Genomic DNA, 25,764 nt, shown 5'->3' with positions numbered 1-25,764 from the left:
CCGGCAGGCGCTCATGTCGACGATTTGCCGGCTATTCACCGGGGCTCGCACCGGGGCTCGCACCGGGGCTCGCACCGGCTCGTAACGGCTCGAACAGTTAGCTCGTTGTCCTTGGCAAATTGCATGACGAAGTCGAACGCTTCCGGGCAGATCTCGGCAAGTTCTCCCGATACGCTCAAACACTTGACGTTGCCGTCGGCGAACGGCACGGCAAGCCACGTCGACGCAACGCTGCGGCCCGGCCGCCGCTCTTTGACGAACAGTCTGATGACGCCTGCGAGCCGCTCGGCCCAATCGCTTGGGCGAAATTGCCTTCCGCCATGCGTGATGCCGACGATACTGTGTGTAGAGGTTCGATTCGGTTGATGCTCGATTGTCGTCATGCCTGGTTGATCGAGTATGTCTGCGGCGTGCCGAGCGGTATCGGCGCGCGCGTCGAGGCGAGACGCTCTTCCGAGCGGAGCCGGAACGCGGCCACCGTTTCGTCGAGCATGCGGGCCTGCTCCTCGAGCGAAGCGGCGGCGCCGGCCGCTTGTTCGACAAGCGCGGCGTTTTGCTGCGTCGCGCGGTCCATGTGCGATACGGTCCGATTGATCTCTTCGATGCCGGACGATTGGCGCTCGGACGCCGCGCTGATCTCGGAGACGATCTGCGTCACCTCGCGTGCGGCGTCGACCACGTTCGCCATCGTTGCCCGCGCCCGCTCGGCAAGCTGCGTTCCGCCTTGGACCTTGGCCACGGACGCCGTCATCAGTTCGCGAATCTCCTTGGCCGCGACGGCAGAACGCTGCGCAAGCGCGCGCACTTCGCCCGCGACGACCGCGAATCCTCGCCCTTCCTCCCCCGCACGTGCGGCTTCGACAGCGGCATTGAGCGCCAGGATGTTCGTTTGGAAAGCAATGCTCTCGATTGCGCCGATGATGTCGACGATGTGCTCGGAGTCGGCCGACATATCCGCAATCGCATCGACGATCTCGCTCACGACCTCGCCGCCGCGGCGCGCGGTGGTCGATGCGGTCTCGGCCAATGCGCTGGCGTCGCGCGCATGGCGGGCATTTTGCGCGACGGTCGAAGTCAGCTCTTCAAGACTCGCGGCAGCTTGCTCGAGCGACGCGGCCTGGCGCTCCGTTCTCTCGGATAGATCGGCATTGCCGCTGGCCATATCGTGCACACCATGCCGGATTTCGGCCGTCCCCTCGCGTACGCGCGTCACGGCCGCGGCCAAACTGCGCTGCATGCGCGAGAGCCCCGTCATCAGCCGGCCCATCTCGCCGCCGCGCGCCGTGTCGATCGTCGACGTCAGATCGCCCGTCGCGATCCGCTCGAAATGGTCGATGGCCGTGCCGATCGGGGCAATGACGGCAGCGCGCAAAAAATTGCGCGCAAACACGGCAAACGCCACCGATGCCAACCCGACGACGGTAAAAAGCCATAGCAAACCACGAAAGCGCGCGTGCACCGTCATGAAGTGCCGCCTTTGCGCCTGCACCTGAAAATCCATCAGTTGCTGCGCAGCTTGCTTGTAGTCAGTAAAAATCGTCTCCGGCGCCTGCTGCTCGATCATTCGAAACGACGCGAAGTCATCCTGGTCGAGCGCCGATACCTCCGGCGCGATCACCTGTTTGAGCAGCTTGCCGCGCGCGGCACGCAATGCATCGGCGAGCGATGCCTCCGTGTCGTCGGACACGGGCAGCGCGCTAAACGTTGCGAGCGCACGATCGCTCGAGGCCAGCGCGGCATGGATACGCGCTAGCGTCGGCGCCGTCGGCTTGCCCTGAGCAACGAGCGTCTCGTAGCTGCCGAGTTCGACACGCGCCTGCAAGAGGTTGTCGGTACTGTCGGCCAGCGACGTCAGTGCGGCGGTCTCGCCGTTGTACATTCTCTCGAATGCGGCGTCGGCCGAGTTGAGCACCGCCACGGACGCGGCAATGACGAGTACGAGTGCCCCCGTATAGCCGAGGACCGTCGCGGTCAACGCAACACGAATGTTAGTCGTCCTTACCATGCTGTCTTCCGAAAAAAAAGGCGGCAAGCGAAGTGGCTCGCCGCCGCCTTTGAATTGCCGACCGAAGTCGGCAACGTCTTGGAGGAGGTCAGGGAAATCAGAAGCGCGTGCGAATACCCGTGGCCACCTCGAGCTGGTTGGTGTGCCCGAACGTCGTCGCCACCGTGTAGCCGCCGTGCAGCTTCATGTAGTCAGCGGCAAGGTACAACTCGGTGCGCTTCGAGAGGTGATAGAACGTCGAGGCGTACAGCGTCTCCTTGTAGCCGTTGTGAACCGTCGTTGCCGCAGGATCGAACAGGCCCGAGTTGGCGTTCGGGATGTCACCGTTGGTATCGTAGGCGGCGTTCTTCACGTGCATCTGCAGATAGCCGAGTTCATAGTCCAAGGGACCATGCGGCGCGATCTTGAGCGATACCGTCCACGCGTTGTCCTGCCGGTCCCCCAGCGAGCCCTGGTTGCCGAGGTAATGGAAGTAGCCCGCGTTGACGCGGCCGATGCCGAAGCGATAGTCGCCGCCCACCGAGAACGTCTGATCCGTAAAACCGGCATTGTTCGTGTGGTCGTAAAAGCCGCCCAGGGAGAACGACGGGCCGTTGTAGCCGAGCGCCGCCTGGTAGCCCGATCCCGTGGCAAATTGCGTCGAGTTGCTAAATTGATAATCGGCGGCCGCGTAGAGACCGTTGTTGAACAGCTTCTTCCACGCGATGCTGTTCGTGGAGCGCGTCCCGGTCGGACCCGCCGCATAGAACACCAACTGCTTGAAGTTGTTCGAGTTCGTGTAGGCGCCTTCCTTTTCCGAAAACGTCGAGCTGACGTACGGGTCGCCGTACAGGCCCGAGAAATCCTTCGCGATCGTATCCTGGAAGCCGACGGTCACCTTGCCGACCGTATCGTTCTCGAGACCCACCCACGAGTCGCGATCGAAGATCTGGCCGGGATCTTCCATGTTGCCGTTCGCGACGACGTATTCGCTCTCCAACGTGAAGATAATCTTGTTGCCGCCGCCGATGTCTTCGGCACCGCGCAGGCCCCAGCGGCTTCCACTGAACCACGGTTCGCCGGCGTGGCCCATTCCGATCACATGATTGCCGGCTGCATCCGCATTCGTCGTGTAGGTGACGGCGCTCATATCCAAGAGGCCATAGAGCTGCACGCTCGATTGCGCATGCGCGCTGCTCACTGCCAAAGCGCCAGCCGTCAGCGCCAACATCCGATACGTCTTTCTCAAGATCATCTCCTCTCTCACTGCGTTGAAAACGTGTTGTTGTAGGCGGCATGCGCGTACCCCCGCATGCTTCGCTCATGCATCGCTGCAATGGAGAGAATCGTATCTTCCTCTATCCTTCACGCTCCTTTCATAAATAATTAGGATTACTAAGTATTTATACGTAAACAGCCATACGTATGCCACATTTCCATTAAACGAAAAACTAAGACCCGTCCTTTGCGCGCAGAACGTAGCCGAGTCCGCGCAGCGTCATGATCTGCGCCGTCGATTGAGCCAAGTGCTTACGTAAGCGATGAATATAAATGTCGATGGCATCGGCGCTGGGCTCGTCTTCGAGGCTATAGACGCTGTCCATCAGTGCCGTTTTCGATACGGTCTTACCTTGCTTGAGCATCAACGCTTCGAGAATCGCATGCTCGCGCCGCCTCAACGCGAGCGGCATATCGTGGTAGCTGAACTCGCGCGTGTTCGCGTTGTATTGCAAATCGCCGCAGACGAGAGAGACCGATTTGCCGCTGGCTTGGCGCCGTATCAGCGCCTTGATGCGTGCAACGAGTTCTCTCGCATCGAACGGCTTGACGACGTAGTCGTCGGCACCCGCGCTGAAGCAGTCGACCTTGTCGTCGATCGATCCGTGCGCCGTCAGCATGAGCACCGGCGCGTTGTCGCCGCGCCGCCGCAGCCGAGCGAGCACGTCCTTGCCGCTCATGCGCGGCAGCCGCATATCCAGCAGGATGACGTCGTAGCGCCCCGTGCGCAGTATGGCGTCGGCCGTTTCGCCATCGGGCACGCAATCGACGGTAAAGTTCTCGCCTTGCAGCAAATTGACGATCCAATGCGACAGTTCGGCATTGTCTTCCACGAGCAGCAGCTTCATTGCATCAATCCTTCCAAGCCGGCAGGCGTACAGTGGCGATGAGCCCGACTCGGCCCTCCCCCGGCGCGACCCCGACCGTGCCGCCGTGCGACTGCGCGATGCGCTGCACGATGGAAAGGCCGAGGCCCGTACCCTCCACATCCGTTATTCCGCGATAGAAGCGCTCGAAAACGTGAGCACGTATTTCGGCGGGAATGCCCGGCCCGTTGTCGACGACTTCGAGCACGACTTCATCGCCTTCGCGCCGGCATCGCGCGGTAACGGCACCGCCCTCTTGCGTATATCGAATCGCGTTGTCGACGAGATTGTCGACGAGCGCCGTCAAGAGTTGCTCGTTGCCGGCAACACGCAACGCTCGAGCATCGCCCAACTCCCCACCGAGATCGATGTCTCGGCGCTGCGCAGCCAAGATCAATTCTTCGAGCACGGACGACACCACTTGTGCCATATCCACAGGCACGTTCGACGCCGTTGCCGATTCCGCCCGCGCAAGCAGCAGCAATTGATTCGCGATTTCCGTCATCTTGCGGCTCGTGCGATGAATGCCCGCGAGTGCATCGGATAGCGCCGGGCCGTCGTCGAGGTATTGACGCGCGCACTCGACCTGCGTGTCGAGCAGCGTCAACGGCGTGCGCAACTGATGCGCGGCATCGGCAACGAACTGCCGCTGCGTACTCGTATGCAGCTTGAGCCTCGCAATGCACTGGTTGATCGCATCGACGATCGGCCGCAACTCCGTCGGCAAGTGATCGACGCGCACGGGATCGAGTTCCATCGGATCGCGGTCGGCCACGTCGTCCTTCAACTTCATGAGCGGCCGCAATTCACTCGTGAGACCGATCAGCACGAACAGCACGGCGAGCACGAGCATCAAGCCCTGCCGAACCAATTGCGGATGCCACAGTTGCGCCAGCATGCCCTCGCGCGATGCCTGCGTCTTGCCGACTACGACGGTGACGGGCAGTGCCGCACCCAAGTTGTACACCTGGCGCTGGTAAGCCACCGCGCGAATCGATTGCCCATCGAGCGTCGTATCGTAAAAGACGGGATACGTGGCGTGTGGATCATCGGGCAGCGCGAGCTCGGGCGTGCCGCCCAGCAGCCGGTCGCCACCGACTACGACTTTATAGAAAACGTGATCTTGATATGGCGACTCGAAGATCTCGAGCGCGGCGGGCGGAATGTCGGCCGTCAACTCGCCGTTGTTCCACTCGACATCCTCTCCAATCGTGCGCGCCGAAGCGAGCAGCGCGTTGTCCTGCAACAAAGCGGCTGTTTGACGCGCGGCATCGTATGCCATCACCCCGGCAACGACCATGAAGGCCGCGAGCGGCAACAGCACCCACCAAAGCAAGCGGGCGCGCAAACTATGCATCATCGATCGACGCCCCGTAGGTGTGGCTCGGCCCGTGCGCAGCCGACGCGCGTGGCGTCGGCGCGGCACGAGCCGGCCGGGTCAAGCGCCGCTTCGCGGCGCAATGGTTTCAGAACGCGGCAGGTCTCCATTTCAGCAGACGCTTTTCCAACCTCGTCAGCAAAAAGTCGCAGGCCAAGGCCACCACGGCAAGAACGATCATCGCCGCGAACACGCCGCTCGAGTTGAAGGCGCCTTGCGCCGTCGAGATCAAGAGACCGATACCTTGCTTCGAACCGAGAAACTCGCCGACGACCGCGCCGACCAGCGCGAAGCCGAAGCTCACGTGCAAGCTCGCCAAGATCCACGACAGCGCCGACGGAATGACGACGGCCGTCGTCAATTGCCGTTTGGACGCGCCGAGGATCTGCGCATTCGCGATCATATAACGGTCGGCTTCACGCACGCCTTGAAAAGCATTGCCGAAGACCACGAAAAATACCATGACGACCGCGAGCGCCACCTTCGACGCCATGCCCAAGCCCAGCGCGATGACGAACACCGAACCGAGCACGACGCGCGGAATCGAGTTCGCGATCTGGATATAGAGGCTGAAGACGTCGGAGAGCAACTTGTTGCGCCCGAGCACGACGCCGCAGATCACGCCGGCCACCGCGCCGATCGCAAAACCGATCATCGTTTCCTCGAGCGTCACCCACACTTGCACGAGCAGCGGCCCTTGCGAGGTGCCGTTCACGAACCAGTCGACGATCTGCGCGAAAATCAAAGACGGCATCGAGAAGAAAAACGGATCGATCCACTTCAATCGTCCGGCAACTTCCCAGCCGCCGAGCCACACGACGAGCACGAGCACGCGCAAGCCGATGATCAATGCGCGACGCTGGCGCATCCGACGCTGCGCGGCTTGTTCCACCTCAGCGAGCGACGCATCGGCGAGGCTCGCTTTGGGTTGTTCGAAGGTAGTAGCCATGGTAGCCATTCTCAAATCTTTCCGATGTTCAGGGTCAAGCGATCTGCACTTCTTCGCGCAGGTCATGCCAAATGTCACGCGAGAGCTCGATGAAACGCGGCTCGTAGCGAATTTCCGAAGTGATGCGCGGACGCGGCAGGTCGATTGCGTAGACCTTCTTCAGCGTCGCGGGGCGCGCGGTCAACACGAACACGCGATCGGCAAGCGCAATCGCTTCTTCGAGGTCGTGCGTGACGAACACGACCGAGCCCTGGTTCGCCGACCACAGTTGCAAGAGTTCGTCCTGCATCAGCGTGCGCGTTTGCATGTCGAGCGCCGAAAACGGTTCGTCCATCAGCAGAATCTCGGGCTTGTTGATGAACGTCTGTGCGAGCGCAACGCGTTTGCGCATGCCGCCCGAGAGCTGGTGCGGATAATGATTGCCGAATTTTTCGAGGCCGACGCGGCGTAGCCAATCCTTGGCCTCTTCGTACGCCGCAGCCTTCGAGCGGCCGCGGAACAGCGGCCCCGCGGCGACGTTCTCGAGCACCGAGCGCCACGGGAAAACGGCGTCAGCCTGAAATACGAAGCCGATACGAGGATCGATCCCCGTGACGGGGTTGCCCATGACTCGCACGCTGCCGGTCGTCGGCTGGAGCAAACCCGTGATCATGCTGAGCGTCGTCGACTTGCCGCAGCCCGTCGGGCCGACGATGGCGATGAACTCGCCCTTGGCGACGGACATGCTGAAATCGCGCAGCGCGATCGTCGCCTTGCCGTCAGGGGAAATGAAGCGGCACGACACCGAGTCGAACTCGATGACGGGTACATCCTGGGAAGCAGCGTGGTTCATCAAAGCAATCCAAGCAATTTTGGGGTGGGCGCCCGAACTGCGGCGCCCGGGGTACGACAGGGGGAGACGGGATTCGATCGACCGGGCCGCGACACGCGGCCTGGGCGATCTGTTGATTCTTACTTCGCGGCAACGAATTCGTTCGTGTACGTCTTCGACAAATCCACGTGCTTACCCTTCACGGACGGATTGAAGCCCGACAGCACCTTGAGCACGGTTTCCGGACCGTCGGCCGGCATCTTGCCGTCCACGGTATACATCGGCAGCGACGCCTTCAATGCGCCGACATAAAGCGCCTTGTCCTTCTGGTAGTCGGCCGGCATTTTCGCGGCGATCTCTTCGGCGCTATGCGTGTGGATAAATTGCATCGTGCGCACGAACGCATGCGCAAGCTTCGCGGCTTCGGCCTTGTGCGAGTCGGCCCACGCCGATTGCACGTACAGACTCGAAGCGGGATAGGTACCGCCGAGAGCGGCCTTCGTGCCTTCGACCGAGCGCATGTCGACGAGCACCTTGGCATCGCCCGTCTGCAAAAGCTTCGAGACGGTCGGCTCGGTGGTCATCCCGGCGTCGATGCGCGACTGCTTGATCGCTGCCATGAAGCTTGCATCGGCGCCAACGGGGAGCATCGTGTATTGCGAAGCCGCAATGCCGTGCTGGCTTGCGAGATATTGCGTGAGGAAACTCGTCGACGAACCGAGGCCTGTCACGCCGAGTGTCTTGCCTTTGACGTCGGCCATCGACTTGAGCGAAGCGGCCGCCTTGGTCGACACCATCTCCACTTCGCCCGGCACCTGGCCGAACACGACGATCGCCTTGACGTCCTTGCCCTTCGTCTGCAGGTCGATCGTGTGATCGTAAAAGCCGACCACGGCCTGCACGGCACCCGCGAGCAATTCATTCTCGGCATCGACGCCGGCCGGCTGCGACAGCAGTTCGACGTCGAGCCCTTCGTCCTTGAAGTAGCCGAGTTGCTGGGTCAGCTCCGCCGGCAAATAAATCAGCTTGGTGATGCCCCCGACCATGATTGTGATCTTGCCGCTATCGGCGGCCATCGCACCATGCGAAGCAATGCCGAACAACAAAGCGGAAGCGAGAGCGAAAGTGCGGATGGTCCGCGACGTCGGGTGCATGCGAGTGTCTCCTCATTATGGCGGCGCGTATGACGCGACCGGGTTGCATCGATGAAGGATTCTAGGGGTGGCAATCCTTCCCGAACCTTTCACCGTATCAGGCGCGACATACGGGATTACCATGATGCATCGCCGAGCAAGCGTCGATCCGAATGCGCGGCGGCTAGCATCGCGCATCCAAGCCCGCCCCTAGTTCACCGCTCGACGTCCGTCAAGCTGGGGCGAGCGCCCCCTCAAGCTTTACATCCCGGAGCCGATAAAGAAGCAGGCACACATTAGATGATCGAACGCCGTCGTTTCTTTGCTCCATGCTTTCGGAACACTTCCCTCGCGGGCGAAACCCGCACCCGCTGTGCCGTCTCGCGCTCGCGCTGTCGATTCTCTTCGCGACGAGCCGTGTCTTTGCCGACGCACCGGCAACGCCCGATCTCGCTTCGATGCCGCTCGAAGCGCTGATGCAGGTGAAAGTTAGGACTGCTACGCTATTTAGCCAATCGGTGGCCGATGCGCCGGCGGCCGTCGTCGTGTTGACGGCCAAAGACATTCAAGCGTTCGGCTGGCGTACGCTCGCCGATGCGCTCGCCTCGCTGCCCGGGTTGTATACGACGTACGACCGAACCTACACGTATCTGGGGGCAGACGGGTTTCAGCGGCCCGGCGACTACAACAGCCGCTTTCTGCTGCTGATCGACGGCATGCGCGTGAACGACTCCGTCTACGATCAAGCGCCGATCGGCGATGATTTCCCGCTCGATATGGATCTCGTCGAACGTATCGAATACGTGCCGGGACCCGGCTCGGCGGTGTACGGATCGAACGCGCTATTCGGCGTGATCAACGTCGTCACGAAGAAAGGCAGCGACATCAACGGCACTCAGGTAGCCGCATCGGCGGGCAGCTTCGGTGAAAAGCGCGCCCGCGCAACCTATGGGTGGCATGGCAGCGGCGGCGCCGACCTCGTCCTGTCCGCAACGACGTACGATCGCAGCGGGCAGAGCCTCTACTATCCCGAGTTCGATACGCCCGACCAGAACAACGGCGTCGCGCAGAATCTCGACTACGACCGCGCGCAATATCTGTTCGCGAAGTTCGCGTACGACGGGTTCAGAATCAGCGCCGGTTACGGCAATCGCACGAAAGGCGTGCCGACCGCGCCCTATGAGGCCGTTTTCGATACGCCGCAAAGCACGACCGATACGCACAGCTTCATCGACGCCACTTACACCCATGCCGTGACGAGTGGCCTGACGATCGCGTCGGAGGTCTATTGGGAGCGTTACGACTATTCGAGCACCGGCTTGTTCGGCGAGCCGGCGCTTGAAAACGTCGACGGCGACAAGGCGATTTGGTACGGGGCCGACGTGCATGCCACGCTGTCCTCGATCGCGCGCAACAAGTTCGTCGTGGGCGCAAGCGTCATGCGCGACGCGAGCCGCAATCAATACAACTACAACGTCGATCCGTATCAGTCGATACTCAACGATCAGCGCAGCAGCAATTCGGCCGGCGTCTACGCGGAGGACGAAATCCAACTGCCGTGGCACTTCACGCTGACCGCGGGGCTGCGCGCCGATCGCGAAACGACCGTGGGCACGAACGTCAGCCCGCGGGTCGCATTGAACTACAAACCGACGAACGCCGATACGTTCAAGCTGCTCTACGGGCAAGCGTTTCGCGCGCCCAACGCGTACGAACTCTATTACACGGATCCCGGCCCCGGAGGCCAGCAAGGCAATCCGTCCCTGAGCGCGGAGCACATCACGACGACCGAGCTCGTCTACGACCGGGCATTGGGACAAACCGCGCACGCGACCGTATCGCTGTTTCGCTACGACGCGCGCGACCTGATCACCGAAACGCTCGACGCGTCGGGCGTCTACATGTTCGAGAACGTGGATCGCGCCCAGGCCCACGGCATCGAAGTTGCCTACGAGCAAAACATCGGGTCGATCGCGCAGATCCGAGCGAGCTACTCGTGGCAACTCGCCCTCGACAGCACAACGGGCGCCGAGCTGCAGAACTCGCCGCGTCATCTGGGCAAGCTCAACGTCATCGTGCCGCTGTTTCATCACGCGGCGCGCGTCGGCGCCGAACTGCAGTGCGAATCGGCCCGCTTAGCGCAAGCGGGCTCCTCGGCGGGCTACTGCCTCGGCAACGCGACGATCGGCAGCTCACGCCTCGTGCCGCATGCGGACGTCTCGTTCTCGGTCTACAACGTGACGAACACGCGGTACACCGATCCGGCCGGCCCGAACTTCACGCAGGATGTCATTGCGCAGCAAAGCCGGACCTTCCTACTCAAGCTCGTCTATGGTTTTTGACATGCGAGCCGCGAGATTTCTTTTCAATCGCACGATCGTCGCCGCGCTGGCCGCGTCCGCATGCGCGCGGATGTCGGCGTACGCGCAGGTCGATCTCTATTCGCTCGAAGCCGCTTACATCTACAACTTCACGGAGTTCACCGAGTGGCCGGCCGCGCGTGACGCTACAGGTACGGGCGCCAACGCCCTCACGGTCTGCGTCAATCCCCATACGCCGCTCGGCACGACGCTCGCCAAGCTCGACGGGCGCACCGTGTCCGGCAAGGCATGGAGCGTGGAGCCGATTCCCGAAGGCGCGGCCATCGGCGCATGCAACGTCCTCATCGTCGACGACGCCGCTTCGAGCGCCGCGTCGAAAGCCTCGCCTACGCATGACCTGCCGATACTCGTGGTGCGCGCGGCCGATGCCGACGCAGGAGACGCCCGCAGCGTCGTCGCGCTCTTTCGCGAGGGCGAGCGCCTTCGATTCGACATCGACAACACGGAAGCGGCGCGACGCCACCTCGGGCTCAGCTCGAAGCTGCTCCGCTTGGCAAGGAACGTCACATGAAGCGCAGCGGACATCATGCGCCTAGCCCCATGAAGGAAATGGCGCGCGTCAAGCTTGCCGGGTTCAGCGTCGCCCTCTTGATCTCGTGCCTGGTCCTGCTCGTCTACCAAGCGATTTCGCTGCGCTCGAGCTTGACGGCCGACGCCAATGTGCAGGCCGACATGATCGCCGACAACGCCTCGGCCGCCGTCTTGTTCGACGACGTGCGCTCGGCGCAAGAAACGCTGCGTTCGCTGCGCAAAGTGCCCTACGTCGAAAGCGCCGAGATCTATACGGCCGACGGCAAACGCTTCGCATCCTACGCGCGGCCGGGGCTGTCCACGCGGGAACGCGTCGAAGCGAGTCTGGCCAACGTCACGCCGATCGATCATCACCTCTTGTTCGACGACGTCTTCGTCGCCTCGACCATCACGCAAAACGGCAAGACACTCGGTGTTGTCGTGGTCGTCGCGACGACCACGCAAATGATGGCCGAGCTACTGCATTTCGCCGCGTTCATCCTGGCGGCATCGCTCTGCGCGCTTTGGATCGCCTTCGTGATCACCTCACGCATGAGCGCACGCATTGCACAAGCCGAGAAGAAACTCGAATACTTGGCGTCGACCGACCCGCTCACGGGATTGCCTAATCGGCGTGCGTTTTACGAAGCACTGAACGAACGCTTGCAGCGCGGCGCGCCGGGATGCGCTCGAGCCGCGCTGATTCTCGTCGATCTCGACGATTTCAAGCACGTCAACGACACGCTCGGCCACGGCGCGGGCGACGAATTGCTCAAGCACGTCGCCGTCGCATTGCGGCAAAGCGTGCGCGTGGCAGACCTCGTCAGCCGCATCGGCGGCGATGAATTCGCCGTGCTGGTGGCGATCGCAAAGGAAAAGGCCGAAGGCATTCGCACGGCCGAGCGCATTGCGCGCGCCCTTGCCCGCCCGTTCGATCTGCCGCGCGCGAGCATCGTCGCCAGCGCGAGCGTGGGCGTCAGCGTGTTTCCCGACGATGCGGTCGATATCGCATCGCTCGTGAGCAGCGCCGATATCGCACTCTATGCGGCCAAGAGCACGGGCAAGAACGCCGCGGTCGAGTTTCACCCGAGTATGACGGTCGAGGCGCGCCGGCGCGCGCGGATCGATGCCGAATTGCGCAAGGCGATCGAGACGGATGGGCTCAGCCTCGCCTATCAACCGCAATTCGATTGCAGCAGCGGCCGCATGATCGGGGTCGAGGCGCTCGTGCGCTGGGTTCACCCCGTGGATGGCGAAATTGCGCCGGCCGAGTTCGTCCCCGTCGCCGAGGATAGCGAACTCATCGTCGCACTCGGACAATGGGTGCTACGCCGCGCGTGTCGCGACGCCGTACGCTGGAACGCCGGGCAAAGCGTCGCCATTCACGTGGCCGTCAACGTATCGGCACGCCAGTTGCGCCAGACGCAATACAGTGAAGACGTGAAAGCGGTGCTCGCCGAAAGTGGCCTTTCTCCGCATCTGCTCGAACTCGAGCTGACGGAGAGCCAACTGATGGCAAACATGACCGCCGGTGTCGAAGCGATGCGCCAACTGCGCGCGGCCGGCATCCGCTTGTCGCTCGACGATTTCGGCACGGGCTACTCCTCGCTGTCGTACCTGCAGTCCTTCCCGGTCAACAACCTCAAGATCGATCGCGCATTCGTGAAGCCCTTGCCGCAAGCCGGACAGCCGATCGTGACGGCCATCATCTCGATGGCGCACAGCTTCGACATCGCCGTCGTCGCCGAGGGTGTCGAAAGCGAGGCGCAACTGACTTGGCTCACCGACGCGGGTTGCGACGTCGTCCAAGGCTACTTCACGGGCAGACCAATGCCGTTCGATCGCATCGCCGACCTGCTACGCAACGCATTACGCAGCGAATGCGAGGACTCGGAACCCTTGGCCTAGCTTGCCTGCTACACGTCCGCGTTCGCCGCTGTAAACTCGCTGAACGCCGTGTAGGTCGGCTGAATCGGCGCCAGATCGTTCATCACGATTCCGTACGTTTCATCGCCGCTGATCAACTCGTAGTACATCACCGCCTGGATACCTTCGTCCTTGCGTGCTTCGTAGAAGAGCTGCAAGTTTTGTTGTACGTAAGTCGCGCGGAACTGCTCGCTTTCCTGAGGGGCCGCATTCCATTCGGTAATCATGAACGGCGTGCCGTAGCGCGCCTTGCAATAGCAAGGCAAATTGAACCCGGGCCCGGCACCGTCGATGCCGATTTCGAAGATGTCGCCGTACGGTTGGTAGTTGTGCCAGGTCGTGATGTCCCAACGCATCTTCCGATAACCGCCCGAACCATCGGGCTGCTCGCCGTCCCACAACATATCCGACGCACCGATGTCGGCGACGGTGAAGTTCACGCCGCACTTCGCGTTTGGCTGAACCGACTTGACGCCGTCGATCATCCCTTGAATGGCGCCGCGCAAAATAGGCCAGTTCGTGTTGTTGAAATCGAGCGGGCCCGTGCCGGCGCTAGCGGAATTGAGGATGATCGCGCTATCGCGCGTGAGCTCATTGCCGCATTCGTACATCGTGATGCCGTGCGGCCCGAGCGCCTGGGCGCACGCGGCCGCGCCTGCGCGGTTCGCGTTATAGGCAGCGCTCTCGCTCGCATACAAGTTGCCGTTGGCATCGCGCAGCCCATAATTCAGGAGCGGCAACAACGTGAACCCGACCGAGCGGAAAGCATCCGCAAGCCCGATCATCGCGTTCAATTGCGTAGACGAGGCATCGCACCCGACGCGATAGCTCGTGCAACCGAGCGCCTGCAACGTCGTGATGATCTGCTGCGGAGTGTACGGATAGTTGTAGTGCCCGTTCATGCCGTAAAACGCACCGCCCGGTGCCGTGAGCGCAATACGCGGGTCGGAACACGGCAGCCAGCGATTCGCCCACGTCATCACGTAGAACTGGCCGCCTGTGCCGCGCTGGTAAATCATGCCGCCGTACCAGAGCAAGAGAGTGACGTTGTAGGAGTCCTTGTCTTTCACGCCATTTTTGTAAATGTATCCATTCGCGAGCGTCCATACGTTGCCGATCCGGTCGACGAGCGATGTCGCGGAAGGAATGACCGTACCGTCCGTCGACGTTGCAATTGCGGCAGCCTTTACCGAGGCTGTGCTTGCAACATTGCTCGCGGCGATAGCTTCGTCTGATCCTGCGGCGCCCAATACAACCAAAACATGGCCGCCGGCTAGGGCGGCCATGTTGCCCAGGAATCGACGTCTCTTCATCTTCACGTAATGCCTCCATGATCGAGTAGCAATGAGTTAGGTATGACCCTTGCGAGGTCGGCCACTCTGACCATGAGGTAGCCGAAAGAGTTCGGCCGAAGTTCCGAATTTCTTCGCATTTTTTTAGAATGCGTAGCGTCGATCATGCTAGGCGCCGGCCAAAATGCCGTGCTCGCACCCTCGAATCGCGGCGTTGCGCTGGCGTATCATGCGTCGTTCGTCGACCAGTCGGGCGCGATATCAGGGTCAGCGCCCTCTTTCACCGTTATGGATACGCACGACCTCGAACGCCTCGTGACACTCGCCATGCCTTTCGGCAAATACAAGGGCAGGCCCCTCGCCGATTTGCCCGGTCATTACCTCAATTGGTTTGCACGCGAAGGCTTTCCGCCCGGAGAGATCGGCCGCCTGCTCGCGCTCATGCAAGAGCTCGATCACAACGGCCTGCGTCCGCTGCTTGAACCGTTGCGCGAGCGAGCAGCGTCTTTCGACGCCCGAGCGCGGCAACGTGGCGAATAAACTGATTAGGAGTGCTTATCGATTCGGCGACGTCGTATTCGCCTTCGACCACGCGATGCAGGCAGCGTACCCCGGCGGTGCCTCGCACCAGTACGCTTCGTAAGCGTGTACGTCGAGCGGAGCCGGCGTCTGCGACTCGACACTTCGCACGAACGGTACGCGGCTTGTCCCGCCCAATACCGAAAACCGATCGAGCCCCGCCGTAATCCCTATGCCGATCGCCTTGAGCAGTGCCTCTTTCGCGGTCCAAACGTCGAAGAATGCTTCGAGTTGCGCATGCTCGGGCAAACGCGCGACGCATGCCCAATCTTGCGGTGCGAAGACCGCTTCGGCCAACGTGCGCCAATCGAGCGTCGCACGCTTCGATTCGATATCGACACCAACGCGCCGCGCACGCGCTATCGCAATCAACGCGTAGGCTCCCGAATGCGAGACGTTGAAGTCAAAGCCGGCTGGCCCGTCGACGATACTCGGTCGTCCCGCCGCGTCGTAACGAAAGCAAACGCGCGCGGACGGCAAACCAATCGACTCGCCGATCGCCTCGCGCAGCGCCGTGCGGGTTGCGGCAAAGCGGACGCCATCTTCATGACGTAGAAAGCGCGCGGCGCGCGCACGCTCATCGTCGGCCAGCACCGAAAACGCATTCGCATCGAGCGCAACGCCGAAGTCGAACGCGACGCGCAGTACGGTAACGCCGGCCTGCGCCGCATGAGGAACATCGAGCGCGATCGTTTCGAACGCGCGTGGGGAGTCGGAAAACGCAGCGGTAATGGACATAGCGTTCAGCGGCGGCAAGGACCCTCGCAAAGGTGCAGCAGCATCGCTGCCGTCTTCCTATCAAGTGGACTAAACGGTATCGCGCTCACCGACGAATGCGTCGTAGAGCGCGTCCGAGCAGATGTCGTAAAGCATCTCACGCAACCGCCCCGCTTTTTGCGCGCCATATGCGCGTTCGAAACGCCGCTGCGCATCCATCCAAAGCACCTTGGATTCGGCCAGCTTCTTGCGTCCCGCCGCCGTCAATACGACGCGGCGGCTGCGCCTGTCCGTCGCGTCGATTGTCAATTCGACGAAACCATCGCGCTCGAGCGGCCTCAAATTGTGCGACAACCCCGAGCGGTCCAGCACCATGTCCTTCGCGAGTTCGCTCATCGTGGGCGCACCCGCCCGATCGATGTGCACGAGCACGGAATGCTGCGACAGGCGCAACCCGGACGGCGCGAGCACGTCGTCATAGAGTTGCGACAAGCGGCGGGCAGCCTTGCGCAGTGCCGCTCCGTTGCAGAGCGACACGGCCGCCTTCCGGCCTGTCTTCGTGAGAGCGTTCGTTTTCATTCGGATCTGGGATATCACGATCTGTCGACAAGTGCAAGTTTAGCGCCTTGACAGATTCGTGCATATACACGTAAATTGAATTAAAACGTGCATATTCAACTATTTCAATGGGCCGATCCGTCATCATGAAGCCGAACGAGAGAGAACCGGGCCACGGGCCCGCAACAGGAAGCGCGCACCGCGCGACTGCCCCGAACCCGCGCCTGCGGGCCATGCTGGAAGGCCCCGTTGCACGCACCGTGCTCACGCTGGCCTGGCCCAACATCCTCATGATGATTGCGCAGTCGAGCACGGGTTTGATCGAATCGTGGTTCGTTGCACGCCTGGGCACCGATACCCTGGCGGGCACCGCCCTCGTGCTGCCGTTGCTGATGCTCATGCAGAACATGTCGCAAGGCGCAATGGGAGGCGGGATTTCATCGGCGATTGCGCGCGCACTCGGCGCAGATAGGAAAGCTGAGGCCGATCGCTACGTGCTGCACGCGCTCGTGCTCAACATCGTGCTCGGCGTCGTTTTCTCGGTGGCCGAGTTGGCGGCGGCGCGGTGGCTGTATCCGCTGCTCGGCGGCAAGGGCGCATCGCTGCACGCGGCGCTCGCCTACTCGAACGTGATTTTCTGCGGCATCACGCTGATGTGGGTCATGAATGCATTCGCGAGTGCCATTCGCGGCACGGGCAACATGCTCGTGCCGGGGCTCGTCATCTGCGGCGGCGCATTCTTTCTCATTCCGCTCTCGCCATGCCTGATCTTCGGTATCGGGCCGTTTCCGAAGCTCGGCATTGCCGGCGCCGGCTACGCGCTGCTGCTCTACTATGGTGTCGGCGCGGCGATACTCGGCCAGTATTGCTTGAGCGGGCGCAACCCTGCGCGTCTGCGCCGCGGCCGGCTCGCATGGCCGATGTTTCGCAACATTTTGGTCGTGGGCGGCATGGCGACGATCAATTCGCTGCAGACCAACGTCATGATTGCGCTGTCGACGGCACTCGTGGGCGCGTATGCCGGCACGGCCGCTGTCGCCGGCTACGGTACCGGCGCGCGGCTCGAATACTTCATTGCCCCGCTGGCATTCGGCATCGGCGCGCCGCTCGTGGCGATGGTGGGATCGAACATCGGCGCGAAGCAGCCCGAGCGCGCATTGCGCGTCGCGATGGTCGGTGGCGGCCTTGCCTTCGCCTTGGCGGAAACGATCGGACTAGTCGTGGCCATTTGGCCGCACGCTTGGCTCGGCCTCTTCAGTCACGATCCGAAAATGCTCGCCGCCGGCACCGTCTATCTGCGCTCTGTTGGGCCGTTCTATGGGTTCTTCGGCATGGGCTGGTCGCTCTACTTCGCGTCGCAGGGGGCGGGCCGGCTCAAGTGGCCGCTGCTCTCCGGGTTCTTTCGCCTATTGCTGACAGTGGGCGGCGGCTGGATCGCGCTGCGCTTGACGGGCTCGCTCGTCGCCTTCTTCGCGGTAGCAGGCGCGGCGATGTTTCTGTACGGTGTCGTCATCGTGATTGCCACGCTGTCCGGCACATGGTTTCGCAACACGCCGGCCCCGATGCGACATATCGGCACATCGTCGATCAGCGTCGCGTCCGAGCGCTAAGGCCTTTGGCCGGCCTCGTGCCGGCCGCGCAGTAAGGACTGCCGTATGCACATGCCGCCGCCGTGCGGCGCCGTGCAAGTCAAACCCTTTTCGGCACCTCCATTACCCCTCTCACTGCCCACGGCTTCGGTGCGCCACGGCAGGTTTCCAGTCCATAACAACGCCCGAATCCTTCTGCCTCCCGCGTCGGCGCGAATGTGCCGCGCCGGTGTTGCAGTGGCAAACGCAATGCCCAGCGCAAGCCAATGTCATGCAATCGTCGAGACGTTTCTTGCAACCCGTACTCTCTTTTCGGATATAGGCATATGCTCGACCGTGATCAGCTAGAAGCATTCGCTACCGTTTTGAAGTTCCGCAGCTTTGAACGCGCCGCGCTTCACCTAAATCTCTCACGCGGTGCGGTGTCGCAGCGCATACGCGCATTGGAGGAATGCCTTTCGCGCGAGCTCATCGTGCGCAGCAAGCCCGTCGCACCGACGATCCACGGCGAATATCTGCTACGCCATGTGCTAGCGTTGCGCCTGTTGGAATCCGATACGCTCAGGGCGATCCGCGGCGACAAGGCCGTAGGCGGGCCTGTCCAAATCGCATTGGGCGTCGATGCAGACTCGCTGTCGACCTGGTTTCAATCGGTTCTGTCCGATATCGAACACGCGTCGCACGTATCGTTCGAGGTCACCGTCGACGGCGAATACAACATGACGGAGATGCTTAGGCGAGGCGAATTGCTCGGCTGCCTCTCCACGTCCCCCACGCCGTCGAGGGGCTTTTCCTGCGATACGCTCGGCACCTTGCGCTACCGCTGCGTGGCCGAGCCGCGGTTCGCGGCGCGGGCTTTCCCCGACGGGCTCGACTTGCCGCGCGCGCTCTCGACCCACGCCGTCGTGCTTGCCAGCCAGGAACGAACACACGATGCTTTCTTGCGCAAGGCGTTCGGCGTCTGCGTCGACAATTATCCCCGGCACGCGTTTCCCTCCGCCGAAACGCGCCTGAACGCCATCCGTCTCGGCATGGGATTCGGGCTTGCGCCGCAGTCTCAAGTCACCGCGCTCCTCGAACGCGGCGAATTGGTCGACTTGGCCCCGACGCGACCGTTCGACGTTCGCCTGTATTGGCATCAATGCATCGTCGACTCCGCGCTAGTCGACAGAGTCCGGGCATCGATCTCGGCGCGGGCGAAGGCGCATCTGGAACACGACGCGATATCACGGGTCGTCGAATCGAAAACATTCATACACGACGCGGAAAGCGTTCCGGCCTAGCCGCGGCGCCTCACGTCGCCCAGCGGGCACCTCGACTCGGCTAAGGCATTCGTCACGGCGCCTGCGCTGTCGGCGCAGCAAAATAAATATCGGCTCGCTTGCAATCGCACCCGAAACAAGCGATTGCAAGCAGTCGCCCCGTGCCAATTGCACCGAGATCGTGCAACCGGAAGAAAACGTTTCCTCCCTGCGCAGCCTTCATTCGTCATACTCACTACGCATTCGAAGCGAAGTCGAGATCCGCTATCGACGTATTCGCAGTCGCCGCATGTTATGCAAGCGCCCACGCATCAACGCTTGCGAAGCGCTCCTATCGATATGCGAATTCGTCATGATAAAAATCTCCCATTACCAAATCGAATCCAGCAATTTTTCAAAAATTAAATCTTTGGAAACAAACGAGGCCATCGTTAATTTTTTTGCAACGACCCTAAAATTATTGAATCTGCGCTCCGCACCCATCCAATTCGACTAATCTCCCACCAGTCCGATTCACCGACGCCCGACAGACATGCATGGTCCGTTCGCGGCCGTCGCAAACAGTGTCGATTCAACTTCGAACGAGGTGAAAGTGAAGCCGCTTAAGATCAACTGGGGAGCGCCGCGCGGCAGCGGTAATACGCGCGCGTCTGAAAAGGACTTGGCGCACGAGCTCGATCTCGACGGGCTCGTGAGCTTTGCCCAAGAAGCCGAGGCATGCGGCATCGACGGCCTTCTGATGGCGATAGGCTTCCACTTGGCCGACCCGCTTCCGCTGATCGGCGCGTTGGCCAGAGAAACCAAGCGTCTTAACTATATCCTCGCGTATCGGCCCGGGCTGCTCTCTCCGACGCTGTTCGCCCAAGTCGTCAACACCTTGTCGTGGATGTCGAACGATCGCGTTTCGCTCAATCTCGTTGCCGGGATCTCACCCGAAGAGCAAGGCTATTACGGCGACTTTCTCGCGCATGACGATCGCTACCATCGGAGCGAGGAATTTCTCTCTCTCTTGCATCGCTTTTGGAACGAATCGCATCCGATCTCGCACGAGGGTTCGTTCTACAAGCTCGAAAAAGCGAGGCTCGGCCTGCCGTTCAAGGGCAACGGGCGCCCTCGCATCTATTTGAGCGGGGGGTCCTCGCTCGCCAAGCAAACCGCGATTCGCTGGGCCGATTGCTGGCTGCGCTACGGGGACACGCCCGAAGGCATTTTGGCGAGCAACGGTGACTTGTTGCAGGCAAACCGCGAGATCGGACTGCGCATGCACGTGCTGGCGCGCCCCACGCGCGAAGAGGCATTGGCCGAAATCGAAGCCATGATGGCCGATCCCGACGAAGCACACCGCAACACGATCCGCGAGTTCGTGGCGAAATCGGATTCAGAAGCCGTCAAGAGTTCGTTCCGCCTTGCCGACGCGGCCAAGAACGATTGGGTTTCCCCCATGCTGTGGTCGGGCGCCGTCGCCTACCGCGGCGGCCCCGCCTTGTGTGTCGTCGGCAGCTACGCCGAAGTCGCGCAATACCTCGTTTCGTACAAGCCGGCCGGCGTGACCGAATTCATTCTTTCCGGCTGGCCCACTCGTGCGGAAATGCGCCGATTCTGCGAGCACGTCCTGCCGATCATCCGCGATCTCGAGCGCCGTGCCGAAACCGAGAGCCGCGCTGCTTAAGCGCGGGCCGCTGCACAAAGCGCGACGCTTCCAATCGTCGCCACCTTCATGAGTTGAAACAGCTATGCCGACTTTGACGTTCGAGCGGTCCGCGGCGCAATTCGAGTTCGAGGAGGCGGTCGATCTCATCGAGCTTGACGATTACATCATGTTCGGATGCCGATCTGGAAATTGCGGGACTTGCATGATCCAAATCATCAATGGCGCGGAAAACTTGTCGATCAAGACCGAACGCGAAACGCGCCTGTTCGAGCTGACCGGAGAAACCGATCCCGCGATACGCCTGGCGTGCCAGTGCCGGGCGTTTGGCGACGTCGTTATGCGTGAAGTGAACTAGGAGAGCAACCATGCAATTGAGAAACCGCATCACCGATCGTTCAATCGTTCGCAGCAAGCCTTTCCTCGACAGAGAAGCGAGCGCGCAAGCCAAGCGCGATATCGACCACTTTCTCGACGGCAAGATCGAGGAATGGAACAACACCGTGCCCTATGCCCGTCACTTCGAAGGCAAGGAAGTGCACCAACCGTACTACCGGCGCTCGCTGATCGAACACTCCTGGCGTATCAGGCTCATGCGCAGCGCCCAGAGCAATGCGCTTCATAAGATCACGAAGCTGCACGCGCAGGCCGCGAAACTCTATGCCGCGTATCAAGACGAAGAGATGCTGCACGACACGCTGTTCATGCAGGACGCAGAGCGCATCGGCGTAAGCCAGGAAGAAATCTATGCCAGCGAACCGAGTTTCGCCACGCGACTGCTCGCCGGCTACCTCTACTTCGTTGCCGAACACGAACGGCCGCTCGGCGTGATTTGCTACAGCTATCTGGTCGAATACACGACGCAAAAAATCACGCCCAAGCAAATCAAGGCGATGGCCGAGTCGATCGGGCGCGAAAAGATCACGGGCCAAGCCGCGCATCTGAATACCGATCTCGTCGAGGACCACACGCAGGACATGTGGAACATCCTGAGCTTGCTCATCGACGACGAGCAGGATCTTGCCGACGTCAAACGCTATCTCGCCGAGATCCAGGATTTGCTCAAGATGTTCTTCGAAGATATGTACGTGCGTTACGGACAGCCCGAAAAACAAGTGGCCTAAGCGCGCCGGCGTCCCCCGGCACGACGACATCGCAAGGACGTCGATCATGAAGAAAGGGTTTGTCGTTCTGTCTCATCAAGGTCTGACGATGGTGGGCGTGATTGCCGATCAGCTCGCGCAACGCGGCATGGCGGCATGCGTGCTGGCGTCGCGATCCGCTCGGGCAATCGCGCCCGATTGGCTCGAGCGCGTGGCGTGCAGCCATGTCACCGACGCCCTGTCGCTCACCCAACAAGACGTCGATCGCTTCATCGATGTCGCGAGCCGCGACATCGAGATCGTCGGTTGCATCTCGGTGTGGGACGCATATCGCGGCTTGATGGCGCACGCCAATCGTCGAATCGGTGCACGCGACGCGGCACCCGAGGCCATCGCGCGGCTGCGCGACAAGTACGCATTTCGCAGTACGCTCAATGAGCACGGGCTCTCGCGCAAGCAAGCTCGCTTGCTCGATGCTGCGACGTTCGCCTCGCTCAACGAACGCAGCCGCTATTTCGTCAAGCCGAGAACGGGCCTCGCCTCATTCGGCGCATTCCGGGCGGACAAGCTGCGCGACTTCGCCGAGCTGGCCGAACTTTGGCAATGGGCAGCCGCCGATCGCGCCTATGACGGCGTGTTCGCCTCGCAGCCTGAATTCATCGTCGAAGACTTCATTCGAGGCGACGAATTCAGCTTCGAGGTCAGCGTCTATCGGAACAGTGCCATCGTTCACGCCATCCACGAGAAGGTCGATCTGACGGCCGCTGCGCGCACCGTCCTCGAAAACGCGTGCGTCTGCCCGCCGGTTGGCTTGAGCGGGCAGGCGATCGACACGGGCGCGAATTTCGTCACGCGTTGTCTGTCCGCACTCAGTGTCGATGAGGGCGTGTACCACGTCGAGGCGCGTTATCACGAACAGGACGGATGGGAGCTCATCGAGGCCAATCCTCGTATCGGGGGCGCCTATATCGTCGACAGCACACGCCTGCATTGCGGCGTCGATCTCATCGGCCGATGGATCGAACTGATCGGCGACACCTGTGAAGCGCAGGCAGCCGAGGCGCGACGCAAGACGTTCTTTCGCGTCTTTTTCGGCGAGCCCGGCCGCATCGTCGCCCGGCTCGACCGCCGAGACACGGGGCACCCAAGCGTCATCGACAAGCTCTTCGTCAAAGAAGGCGAACGCCTGCCGCAAGCCGATCGCGAAATCTTCATCGGTCAGGCGCTGTGGGACGTCACCTCGATTCCGTCCAGCGAGTTCGATGCGTTCGTCGACACGAGCAAAGCTCATTTTGCGGTGGAGTACCAAGCATGAACGTCATTGTCCTGCATCGGATCCCATACTCGAAAGTCCGCTATGACGAGATCATCGATCATAGCGCGCATCGCGTCGTCTACGTTTGCCGCAGGGGCAGCGGTGCGGATCTGCCCCCCGACGCGAACCGGCATGTGCTCGACGCCGCATGGTTCGATCCCACGCTTATGGCGGATGAACTCGCGGGCGAACTTGCGCGCTGCGATCGCTTGATCGCTCGATCAGAGTACGACCTGATCCCTGCCGCTCAATTGCGCGAACGTTTCGGCATCGAAGGCGACAAGCCCGATGCCGTTCTGCCGATGCGCGACAAGCTGCTCATGCGCGAGCGATGCGCGGCCGCGCGCATCGCTCAGCCTGAATTCTGGGAAGCCCCGGCCTTCCTCTCGGCGCCGAGCCATGCGGAGCACTTCGTGCTCAAGCCTCGCCTGGAAGCGTCGAGCGTGGGCATCCGCGTCGGCCCGCGCGAAGAGATCGCCGCCTTCGTCGGCACATTGCAGCAGCCGTCTCAGTATCTCGTCGAAGCCTTCGTCCCCGGGCGAATCTTCCATGTCGACGGATTTGTTTCCCAGGGGAATCTCGAAGCGGTCGTCACGAGCGAGTATGTCGGCAACTGCTTGGCGTTCGCGTTCGGCGCACCGCTGGGATCGGCTCAGGCGCCGCACGATCCGGCAGCCGTTGAGCTCACGCGGCGCACGCTCGCGGCGCTCGGCTATGACAACGGCAGCTTCCATTTCGAAGGAATCCGCACAGAGGACGGCAGTTTTCGCTTTCTCGAAGTCGCCAGTCGCGTCGGCGGGGCCGGCGTCGCGGAAACCTTCGAGATGAAAACAGGCGTCAATCTTTACCGTGCTGACTTGCAACATCAGTTGTTCGGCGCGCACGTACGGCTTGACGTGCGCGAGAGCGCCGATTTCTTCGGCTGGTTCGTTTATCCGGGCCACGAGCATGAAGTAACGCCTCAGTTCGATTTCGACGCGGACAAATGGAAAGCGCACTTGGTTTCGTACCGGCAAAACATCGTGACGACTCAAACGCCGGGTGCGATCAGCTATGCGCCGGACGCATCGCCGTTGTCGGGTCTCGTGCGCGGCCGCGCCGACGAGGTCGCGCGCATCATCGAGCAAATCTTCGACGAAACCGAGTCCTTGGAGTTCGCATCATGAATCGATGCTTACTGGTGGTCGGCTATAACAACGTGCGCATTTACGATGTCGCCAAATTGCGCGAAATTGCTGCTGTCGAGCACGGCGTCAAGCTCGTTCTCGTCACCGAAAACATCAAGCCGCAGGATCACGGCGCCGCCGACGCGCTCATCGCTTGCGATCTCTCCGAGTCGCTCGTCGACTCGTCGCTCGCGCACGTCCTGCGCGAGTTGGCGATGCACGCGCTCACACCGGCCGGTGTGCTGCCGTTCTCGGATCGCGGCATCCTGCTGGGCGCAGCCCTAGCGACGCATTTTGCGCTGCCCGGCATCTCGGTGAAAGCTGCGAGGGCTGGGTTGGATAAACGCGTGCTGCGGCGCCTCGAGCAAGCTCGCCCACAATGCCCCGATGCCTACCGCCGCGTCTTCAGCCGTCAAGTGGATAGCCTCGCCCACTTTCGTGCGACCGTGGCTGAATTGGGCGGCCGTGCGTTCGTCAAGCCTGCGCAAGAGGGCAACAGCCGCGGCTGCTCCATCATCAGCCGTCTCGACGAATGCGACGGCGCGTGGCAAACCCTCGCACCCTATCGCGACGCGGGCGTCATCGTAGAGGAGCTCATCGACGGTGCACGCGAGTACAGTTGGGATTACGTCGCGGGTGCGCATTGGATCACCGAGAAGCATACGACCGCGGGAGAATATCGCGCGGAGTACCAGCAGATCGTGCCGGCCCCGCTCGGGCACGACGACGAACGCAAGATCGGCGAAGCCGGCTTTCATATGCGCAGCCTCGTGTCGGAGCACAACGGCGCCTTTCACAACGAAGTCTTTCTGCGCAAAGACGGGACAACATCGGCGGTCGAAACGAATATGCGCCCCGCCGGGATGCATATATGGGATCTAGCGAAACGTGCATTCGACGATTTCGATCCGTGGCGTCGCTGGGTCGACTGGGCGGTAACCGGTGCCGGCGAGCCGACCACGGCTAGGCCCACACGCTCGTGCTACAGCGGGATCAGAATGATTCGGGCCGACCGGCACGGACAGATCGCCATGCTCCCCGATATCGAAGTCCTCGCGCACGCGCTTGGCATCACGATCGATGAATCGCGCTACAGCAAGCGTGTCGGCGACATCGTCACCGCGCAGCCGCAGGACAACTCCGCGTTCATCGGAGAAATCATGATTAGGAATCCTGATTATCCAACACTGATCGAGCAACTCGATCGGCTGGCACGCACGATCGAGAGCGCCGTATGCATCACGGGCGTCGAAGATGCACGGCAGCCGTGCGACGCCATGCATCGCGAACTCGAACTCGATGTGTCCCGTTAGGCACCG

23 protein-coding genes are annotated in these 25,764 nt (G+C 61.7%); 11 read left to right on the top strand and 12 right to left on the bottom strand.

Annotated elements, in window-relative coordinates; translation table 11 throughout:
- Positions 1 to 35: 35 nt before the first annotated feature.
- The 8 genes from J3485_RS07295 to J3485_RS07260 form a co-directional block, all read right to left on the bottom strand.
- Positions 36 to 383: a DUF3579 domain-containing protein gene (locus J3485_RS07295; RefSeq protein WP_206951845.1), complete on the bottom strand. Its 348-nt coding sequence runs from the start codon at positions 381 to 383 to the stop codon at positions 36 to 38.
- Entirely contained in the window at positions 380 to 2,005 is a 1,626-nt protein-coding gene (locus J3485_RS29245; protein WP_206951844.1) for a methyl-accepting chemotaxis protein, read from the bottom strand. The genes J3485_RS07295 and J3485_RS29245 overlap by 4 nt, the downstream gene beginning before the upstream one ends.
- A gap of 97 nt (positions 2,006 to 2,102) precedes the next feature.
- Positions 2,103 to 3,233 carry a porin gene (locus J3485_RS07285; protein WP_508616727.1) on the bottom strand — a complete coding sequence of 377 codons (1,131 nt, stop codon included), beginning with the start codon at positions 3,231 to 3,233 and terminating at the stop codon, positions 2,103 to 2,105.
- A gap of 202 nt (positions 3,234 to 3,435) precedes the next feature.
- A complete protein-coding gene (locus tag J3485_RS07280) occupies positions 3,436 to 4,110 on the bottom strand; it encodes a response regulator (protein WP_206951842.1) in 675 nt (224 codons plus the stop codon).
- Between the two features lie 4 nt (positions 4,111 to 4,114).
- Positions 4,115 to 5,488, bottom strand: a complete 1,374-nt coding sequence (locus J3485_RS07275) for a sensor histidine kinase (protein WP_206951841.1) — start codon at positions 5,486 to 5,488, stop codon at positions 4,115 to 4,117.
- Between the two features lie 106 nt (positions 5,489 to 5,594).
- Positions 5,595 to 6,455, bottom strand: coding sequence for an ABC transporter permease (locus tag J3485_RS07270; protein ID WP_206951840.1), 861 nt, complete (start codon positions 6,453 to 6,455; stop codon positions 5,595 to 5,597).
- Between the two features lie 34 nt (positions 6,456 to 6,489).
- Positions 6,490 to 7,287: an ABC transporter ATP-binding protein gene (locus J3485_RS07265; RefSeq protein ID WP_206951839.1), complete on the bottom strand. Its 798-nt coding sequence runs from the start codon at positions 7,285 to 7,287 to the stop codon at positions 6,490 to 6,492.
- 119 nt (positions 7,288 to 7,406) lie between these two features.
- Positions 7,407 to 8,420, bottom strand: a complete 1,014-nt coding sequence (locus J3485_RS07260; protein WP_206951838.1) for an ABC transporter substrate-binding protein — start codon at positions 8,418 to 8,420, stop codon at positions 7,407 to 7,409.
- Positions 8,421 to 8,728: 308 nt separating this feature from the next.
- Between J3485_RS07260 and J3485_RS07255 the strand changes: the two genes are divergently transcribed.
- From J3485_RS07255 to J3485_RS07245, 3 genes are read left to right on the top strand one after another with little or no spacing between them, the layout of a single operon-like run.
- The gene (locus J3485_RS07255) at positions 8,729 to 10,741 is read left to right on the top strand and encodes a TonB-dependent receptor plug domain-containing protein (RefSeq protein WP_508616726.1); all 2,013 of its coding nucleotides are present in this window, start codon (positions 8,729 to 8,731) and stop codon (positions 10,739 to 10,741) included.
- Between the two features lies 1 nt (position 10,742).
- On the top strand, positions 10,743 to 11,291 hold the full coding sequence (locus tag J3485_RS07250) for a YfiR family protein (protein ID WP_206951837.1): 549 nt from the start codon (positions 10,743 to 10,745) through the stop codon (positions 11,289 to 11,291).
- Entirely contained in the window at positions 11,288 to 13,198 is a 1,911-nt protein-coding gene (locus tag J3485_RS07245) for a putative bifunctional diguanylate cyclase/phosphodiesterase (protein WP_206951836.1), read from the top strand. The genes J3485_RS07250 and J3485_RS07245 overlap by 4 nt, the downstream gene beginning before the upstream one ends.
- Positions 13,199 to 13,206: 8 nt before the next feature.
- Here the strand turns inward: J3485_RS07245 and J3485_RS07240 are convergent, their stop codons facing one another.
- Positions 13,207 to 14,529 (bottom strand): hypothetical protein, encoded by a 1,323-nt coding sequence (locus J3485_RS07240; RefSeq protein WP_206951835.1) that lies wholly within the window; start codon positions 14,527 to 14,529, stop codon positions 13,207 to 13,209.
- Between the two features lie 267 nt (positions 14,530 to 14,796).
- On the opposite strand from J3485_RS07240, the gene J3485_RS07235 reads away from it, so the two are divergent.
- Positions 14,797 to 15,048 carry a DUF3820 family protein gene (locus J3485_RS07235; RefSeq protein WP_206951834.1) on the top strand — a complete coding sequence of 84 codons (252 nt, stop codon included), beginning with the start codon at positions 14,797 to 14,799 and terminating at the stop codon, positions 15,046 to 15,048.
- Positions 15,049 to 15,063: 15 nt separating this feature from the next.
- Here the strand turns inward: J3485_RS07235 and J3485_RS07230 are convergent, their stop codons facing one another.
- Positions 15,064 to 15,825, bottom strand: coding sequence for a 4'-phosphopantetheinyl transferase family protein (locus tag J3485_RS07230; RefSeq protein ID WP_206951833.1), 762 nt, complete (start codon positions 15,823 to 15,825; stop codon positions 15,064 to 15,066).
- Positions 15,826 to 15,894: 69 nt separating this feature from the next.
- Positions 15,895 to 16,383 (bottom strand): MarR family winged helix-turn-helix transcriptional regulator, encoded by a 489-nt coding sequence (locus J3485_RS07225; protein ID WP_206951832.1) that lies wholly within the window; start codon positions 16,381 to 16,383, stop codon positions 15,895 to 15,897.
- Between the two features lie 212 nt (positions 16,384 to 16,595).
- On the opposite strand from J3485_RS07225, the gene J3485_RS07220 reads away from it, so the two are divergent.
- The 3 genes from J3485_RS07220 (at position 16,596) to J3485_RS07210 (ending at position 20,882) form a co-directional block, all read left to right on the top strand.
- A complete protein-coding gene (locus tag J3485_RS07220; RefSeq protein WP_206955694.1) occupies positions 16,596 to 17,972 on the top strand; it encodes an MATE family efflux transporter in 1,377 nt (458 codons plus the stop codon).
- Between the two features lie 305 nt (positions 17,973 to 18,277).
- Positions 18,278 to 19,234, top strand: coding sequence for an HTH-type transcriptional regulator ArgP (gene argP / locus J3485_RS07215; RefSeq protein ID WP_206951831.1), 957 nt, complete (start codon positions 18,278 to 18,280; stop codon positions 19,232 to 19,234).
- Positions 19,235 to 19,805: 571 nt separating this feature from the next.
- Entirely contained in the window at positions 19,806 to 20,882 is a 1,077-nt protein-coding gene (locus J3485_RS07210; RefSeq protein WP_309476983.1) for an LLM class flavin-dependent oxidoreductase, read from the top strand.
- A 46-nt stretch (positions 20,883 to 20,928) separates the two neighbouring features.
- Here the strand turns inward: J3485_RS07210 and J3485_RS29635 are convergent, their stop codons facing one another.
- Entirely contained in the window at positions 20,929 to 21,249 is a 321-nt protein-coding gene (locus J3485_RS29635) for a hypothetical protein (protein ID WP_277991596.1), read from the bottom strand.
- Here J3485_RS29635 and J3485_RS07200 point away from each other — a divergent pair.
- Genes J3485_RS07200 through J3485_RS07185 form a run of 4 tightly spaced genes read left to right on the top strand, consistent with a single transcriptional unit; the run spans position 21,230 to position 25,758 of the window.
- On the top strand, positions 21,230 to 21,985 hold the full coding sequence (locus tag J3485_RS07200) for an iron-containing redox enzyme family protein (protein ID WP_206951828.1): 756 nt from the start codon (positions 21,230 to 21,232) through the stop codon (positions 21,983 to 21,985). The genes J3485_RS29635 and J3485_RS07200 overlap by 20 nt on opposite strands.
- A gap of 46 nt (positions 21,986 to 22,031) precedes the next feature.
- The gene (locus J3485_RS07195) at positions 22,032 to 23,279 is read left to right on the top strand and encodes an ATP-grasp domain-containing protein (RefSeq protein ID WP_206951827.1); all 1,248 of its coding nucleotides are present in this window, start codon (positions 22,032 to 22,034) and stop codon (positions 23,277 to 23,279) included.
- Entirely contained in the window at positions 23,276 to 24,445 is a 1,170-nt protein-coding gene (locus tag J3485_RS07190; protein ID WP_206951826.1) for an ATP-grasp domain-containing protein, read from the top strand. Before J3485_RS07195 ends, J3485_RS07190 begins: the two co-directional genes overlap by 4 nt.
- On the top strand, positions 24,442 to 25,758 hold the full coding sequence (locus J3485_RS07185; RefSeq protein ID WP_206951825.1) for an ATP-grasp domain-containing protein: 1,317 nt from the start codon (positions 24,442 to 24,444) through the stop codon (positions 25,756 to 25,758). Before J3485_RS07190 ends, J3485_RS07185 begins: the two co-directional genes overlap by 4 nt.
- The last annotated feature ends 6 nt before the right edge of the window (positions 25,759 to 25,764 follow it).

Origin of the sequence: Trinickia acidisoli (assembly GCF_017315725.1) — a bacterium.
GTDB classification, from domain to species: Bacteria; Pseudomonadota; Gammaproteobacteria; order Burkholderiales; family Burkholderiaceae; genus Trinickia; species Trinickia acidisoli.
This window is presented reverse-complemented; position numbering and strand designations above follow the sequence as displayed.

Excerpts from the sequence above, each read along its gene's own strand:
- J3485_RS07200 (WP_206951828.1), top strand. The coding sequence starts at position 21,230 with ATGCAATTGAGAAACCGCATCACCGATCGTTCAATCGTTCGCAGCAAG.
- J3485_RS07295 (WP_206951845.1), bottom strand. The coding sequence starts at position 383 with ATGACGACAATCGAGCATCAACCGAATCGAACCTCTACACACAGTATC.
- J3485_RS07235 (WP_206951834.1), top strand. The coding sequence starts at position 14,797 with ATGGATACGCACGACCTCGAACGCCTCGTGACACTCGCCATGCCTTTC.
- J3485_RS07280 (WP_206951842.1), bottom strand. The coding sequence starts at position 4,110 with ATGAAGCTGCTGCTCGTGGAAGACAATGCCGAACTGTCGCATTGGATC.
- J3485_RS29635 (WP_277991596.1), bottom strand. The coding sequence starts at position 21,249 with ATGCGGTTTCTCAATTGCATGGTTGCTCTCCTAGTTCACTTCACGCAT.
- J3485_RS07265 (WP_206951839.1), bottom strand. The coding sequence starts at position 7,287 with ATGAACCACGCTGCTTCCCAGGATGTACCCGTCATCGAGTTCGACTCG.
- J3485_RS07270 (WP_206951840.1), bottom strand. The coding sequence starts at position 6,455 with ATGGCTACTACCTTCGAACAACCCAAAGCGAGCCTCGCCGATGCGTCG.
- J3485_RS07260 (WP_206951838.1), bottom strand. The coding sequence starts at position 8,420 with ATGCACCCGACGTCGCGGACCATCCGCACTTTCGCTCTCGCTTCCGCT.
- argP (WP_206951831.1), top strand. The coding sequence starts at position 18,278 with ATGCTCGACCGTGATCAGCTAGAAGCATTCGCTACCGTTTTGAAGTTC.
- J3485_RS07195 (WP_206951827.1), top strand. The coding sequence starts at position 22,032 with ATGAAGAAAGGGTTTGTCGTTCTGTCTCATCAAGGTCTGACGATGGTG.
- J3485_RS07255 (WP_508616726.1), top strand. The coding sequence starts at position 8,729 with ATGCTTTCGGAACACTTCCCTCGCGGGCGAAACCCGCACCCGCTGTGC.
- J3485_RS07190 (WP_206951826.1), top strand. The coding sequence starts at position 23,276 with ATGAACGTCATTGTCCTGCATCGGATCCCATACTCGAAAGTCCGCTAT.
- J3485_RS07220 (WP_206955694.1), top strand. The coding sequence starts at position 16,596 with ATGCTGGAAGGCCCCGTTGCACGCACCGTGCTCACGCTGGCCTGGCCC.
- J3485_RS07185 (WP_206951825.1), top strand. The coding sequence starts at position 24,442 with ATGAATCGATGCTTACTGGTGGTCGGCTATAACAACGTGCGCATTTAC.
- J3485_RS29245 (WP_206951844.1), bottom strand. The coding sequence starts at position 2,005 with ATGGTAAGGACGACTAACATTCGTGTTGCGTTGACCGCGACGGTCCTC.
- J3485_RS07225 (WP_206951832.1), bottom strand. The coding sequence starts at position 16,383 with ATGAAAACGAACGCTCTCACGAAGACAGGCCGGAAGGCGGCCGTGTCG.
- J3485_RS07230 (WP_206951833.1), bottom strand. The coding sequence starts at position 15,825 with ATGTCCATTACCGCTGCGTTTTCCGACTCCCCACGCGCGTTCGAAACG.
- J3485_RS07275 (WP_206951841.1), bottom strand. The coding sequence starts at position 5,488 with ATGATGCATAGTTTGCGCGCCCGCTTGCTTTGGTGGGTGCTGTTGCCG.
- J3485_RS07250 (WP_206951837.1), top strand. The coding sequence starts at position 10,743 with ATGCGAGCCGCGAGATTTCTTTTCAATCGCACGATCGTCGCCGCGCTG.
- J3485_RS07240 (WP_206951835.1), bottom strand. The coding sequence starts at position 14,529 with ATGAAGAGACGTCGATTCCTGGGCAACATGGCCGCCCTAGCCGGCGGC.
- J3485_RS07245 (WP_206951836.1), top strand. The coding sequence starts at position 11,288 with ATGAAGCGCAGCGGACATCATGCGCCTAGCCCCATGAAGGAAATGGCG.